Source organism: Streptomyces sp. PsTaAH-124 (assembly GCF_000373685.1).
GTDB classification, from domain to species: domain Bacteria; phylum Actinomycetota; class Actinomycetes; order Streptomycetales; family Streptomycetaceae; genus Streptomyces; species Streptomyces andamanensis.
In genome coordinates, this window is record NZ_KB892203.1 from 1 (window position 1) to 4,375 (window position 4,375).

General features: G+C 73.7%; 1 protein-coding gene. It reads left to right on the plus strand.

Annotation, left to right across the window (positions count from 1 at the left end):
- Positions 1–4,375, plus strand: a 4,375-nt coding sequence (locus B086_RS0131830; RefSeq protein ID WP_018570487.1) for a non-ribosomal peptide synthetase, incomplete at both ends; no start/stop codon positions are given.

Genomic DNA, 4,375 nt, shown 5'->3' on the forward strand with positions numbered 1-4,375 from the left:
CGCGGCTATCTGGGCCGCCACGCCCTGACCGCCGAGCGGTTCGTCGCCGACCCCTACGGCCCGCCCGGCACCCGCATGTACCGCACCGGCGACCTCGCCAGACGGCGGCCGGACGGCCTGCTGGAATTCCTCGGACGCGCCGACGACCAGGTCAAGCTGCGCGGCTTCCGCATCGAACTCGGCGAGATCGAGCAGGCGTTGACGGCCCGTCCCGGTGTCGCCGCGGCCGCGGTCGTGGTCCGCGAGGACACCCCCGGGGCGCCCCGCCTGGTCGCCTACGTGACCGGTACGGCGGAGCCCGCCGCACTCCGCCGCGATCTGGCGGCCGAGCTGCCCGAGTACATGGTTCCGGCGGCCGTCGTGCCGCTGGAGGTACTGCCGACGAACGTCAACGGCAAGCTGGACCGCGCCGCGCTCCCCGCCCCGGTGCTCGCCGCGGCCGAGCCCTCCCGGCCCCCGCGCGGGCCGCTGGAGGAGCGGCTCGCCGCCGTGTTCACCGAGGTCCTGGGCGTGTCCGCCGTCGGCGCCGACGACGACTTCTTCGCCCTCGGCGGGCACTCGCTGCTCGCCACCCGGGTCGCCGCCCTGGTCCGCGACGGGGGCACCGCCTGCTCGGTGCGGGACGTCTTCGAGACCCGCACGGTCGGATCGCTCGCCGCTCGGCTCGCCGAACGGTCGGCCGCCACCCGTCCGGCGCCGTCCCGGACCACCGAGCGTCCCACACCGGTGCCGGTGTCGTACGCGCAGCGCCGGCTGTGGTTCCTGCACCAGGTGGAGGGCCCGAGCGACACCTACACCGTCCCGGTCGCGCTGCGGCTGCGCGGCGCGGTCGACGTACGGGCGCTGGAGGCGGCCCTCGCCGACGTGGTGGCCCGGCACGAGGTGCTGCGCACGGTGTTCACCGAGATCGACGGGGAGCCGTACCAGCGGGTGCTGGCCCCCGGGGAGTGCCGGGTGCCGTTCGCGGTGCGCGCGGTCGCCGCGGCGGATCTGGAGCAGGCGGTGGAGACCGCCGCCACCGGCACCTTCGACCTGACCGCCGGTCTGCCGCTGCGGGTGACGCTGCTCGACGTGGCGGACGACGATCATGTGCTGGTCGTGCTGCTGCACCACATCGCCACCGACGAATGGTCCACCGGCCCCCTGCTGACCGACCTCGACACCGCCTACCAAGCCCGACTCACCGGCAACGCCCCCGACCACCCCGAACTACCCCTCCAGTACGCCGACTTCGCGCTCTGGCAGCGCGACCTCCTCGGCGACCCGGACGACACCGCCTCACCAGCCGCACACCAGACCGCGTACTGGCGCCAGGCCCTCGCCGGGGCACCGGAGGAACTCACGCTCCCCACCGACCGGCCGCGCCCCGCCGTCCCCTCCCACCGGGGCGACACCCTGACCGTGGAGCTGTCCGAGGAGGTGCTGACCGGGCTGGAACGGCTCGCGGCGGACTCCGGGGCGACCATGTTCATGGTGGTGCACGCGGCGGTCGCCGCCCTGCTGCACCGGCTCGGCGCCGGTGACGACATCCCCCTCGGCACCCCGGTCGCCGGACGCACCGACACCGCGCTGGACGGCCTCGTCGGCTTCTTCGTCAACACCCTCGTGCTCCGCACCGACCTCTCCGGCGACCCGAGCTTCACGGACCTGCTGGCCCGGGTGCGGGCGACCGACCTGGCCGCGCTGGACCACGCCGACCTGCCCTTCGACCGCATGGTGGAGGCCCTCGACCCGCACCGCACGCTGGCCCGCCACCCCCTCTTCCAGACGATGGTGGCCTACGAGGGCGGCGGCCCGGACCACAGCCGGCTGCTGGGCGCGGACACGGCGGAGTTCCCGGTCCGCGCCGGTGCGGCCAAGTTCGACCTGGAGATCCTTTTCCGGCGGCTGCCGGGCGCCGGAAGTCCGGTGCTGACCTGCGGAGTCCGGTACGCACTCGACCTGTTCGAGCGTTCCGGCGCCGAACGGCTGCTGTCCCGGCTGGTGCGGCTGCTGGAGCGGGTGGTGGCCGCACCGGACGCTCCCTTGGCACGACTGGAACTGCTGGACGCGGACGAGCGGGAACAGGTGCTGCGCGGCTGGAACGACACCGCTCGTGCCCTGGACGGACCCGCCACCCTCGCCGATCTCGTGGCGGACGGCGCCCGCGAGCCCGGGGCCGTCGCGCTGGTGCACGAAGGCACGCCGGTCAGCCGGGGAGTCTTCGAGGAGCGGGTCGACCGGCTGGCCCGGCTGCTCATCGGCCGGGGCGTAGGCCCCGAATCCGTCGTCGCGGTCGCCCTGCCCCGCTCCGTGGATCTCCTCGTCGCCCTGCATGCCGTCGTACGCGCGGGAGGTGCCTATCTGCCGCTGGACCCGGCCCTGCCCGCCGACCGGCTCACCTACATGACCGACACCGCCGCACCGGTGTGCGTCATCACGGACCGGACCTCACTCGCCACACTGCCCGAACAGCTCCAAGTGGATGCCGTACTGCTCGACGCGCCGTCCGTGGCCGAAGAGTTGGCAGGGCTGGCGGCGGACCCGGTCACGGACGCCGACCGGCTCGCGCCGCTGCTGCCGTCCCACCCGGCCTACGTACTGTTCACCTCCGGATCCACCGGACGCCCCAAGGGCGTACTGATCGAGCACGCCGCCATCGTCAACCGCCTCCAGTGGATGCAGGACACCTACCGGCTCACGACAGCGGACCGGGTCCTGCTCAAGACACCCACCACCTTCGACGTCTCCGTGTGGGAGCTGTTCTGGCCGCTCGCCTTCGGCAGCACCCTCGTGATCGCACGGTCCGAGGGCCACAAGGACCCGCGCTACCTGGCCGGACTCATCCGCGAACAGGCCGTCGGCGTCTGCCACTTCGTCCCGTCGATGCTGGCCGCGTTCCTGGCCGACACCGACCTGAGCACATGCCCGAGTCTGCGGCTGGTCGTGTGCAGCGGGGAGGCCCTGCCGACCGAGCTGGCGGCCCGCTTCCACGCCTCGGCGGGCGAGCTACGGATCGCGCTGGAGAACCTGTACGGCCCCACCGAGGCCGCCGTGGACGTCACCCGAGCCCCAGCCCGCCCCACCGACAACAGCCACCACTCCATACCCATCGGAACACCCGTCCGGAACACCCGCGTCTACGTCCTCGACCCCCACCTCCAGCCTGCCCCCGTCGGCGTCCCCGGCGAGCTCTACCTCGCAGGCACCCAACTCGCCCGCGGCTACCTCACCCAACCCGCCCTCACCGCCGAACGCTTCACCGCCGACCCCCACGGCACCCCCGGCACCCGCATGTACCGCACCGGCGACCTCGCCCGCTGGAACCCCGACGGCACCCTCACCTACCTCGGCCGCACCGACCACCAGATCAAACTCCGCGGCCAACGCATCGAACTCGGCGAAATCGAAACCACGCTCACCCACGCACCCGGCATCGCACAAGCCGTCGCACACGTCCGCGAGGGTCAGCGACTGGTGGCGTACGTCGTGCCGGTGCCGGGCAGTGCCCAGGCCCCGGACCACGGTGCGCTGCGGGCCCACGCCGCCGCGCGGCTCCCGGAGTACATGGTGCCCGGTGCCTTCGTGACGCTGGACGCCCTGCCGCTGACGGCCAACGGCAAGCTCGACCGCCGCGCCCTGCCCGCACCGCCGCAGGCGGAGACGGCCGTGTCCCGGGCGCCGCGCACCGCACGTGAGGAGGTGATCGCCGCCGTCTTCGCCGCCTTGCTGGAGAGGACGTCGGTCGGAGTGGAGGACGACTTCTTCGCGCTCGGCGGGCACTCGCTGCTGGCCGCGCGCGCGGTGAGCCGACTGCGCGCCGCACTGGGGGTGGAGTGTGCCGTACGCGACCTGTTCGAGGCGCGGACGGTGGCCGGGCTGGCGGCGCGGCTGACCGAACGCACGGCGTCGGGCCGCCCCCCGCTGACGCGGGCGGCCGAGCGGCCGGCGCTGCTGCCGCTGTCGTACGCCCAGCGTCGGCTGTGGCTGATCGACAGCGTGCAGGGCCCCGGGACGACGTACAACGTGCCGCTCGCGGTACGGCTGCGCGGCCCGGTCGACGCGGAGGCGCTGGAAGCCGCCCTCGCTGACCTGGTGGCCCGGCACGAGGTGCTGCGCACGGTGTTCACCGAGATCGACGGGGAGCCGTACCAGCGGGTGCTGGCCCCCGGGGAGCGCCAAGTGCCTTTCGTGGTCCGGCGGGTTGCCGTGGACCGGTTGGCCGAGGAGGCCGTCGCGGCGGGCGGGCACATCTTCGATCTGGCGCGGGAGATCCCGCTGCGGGCCGCGTTGCTGAGCGCGGCGGACGACGATCATGTGCTGGTCGTGCTGCTGCACCACATCGCCACCGACGAATGGTCCACCGGCCCCCTGCTGACCGACCTCGACACCGCCT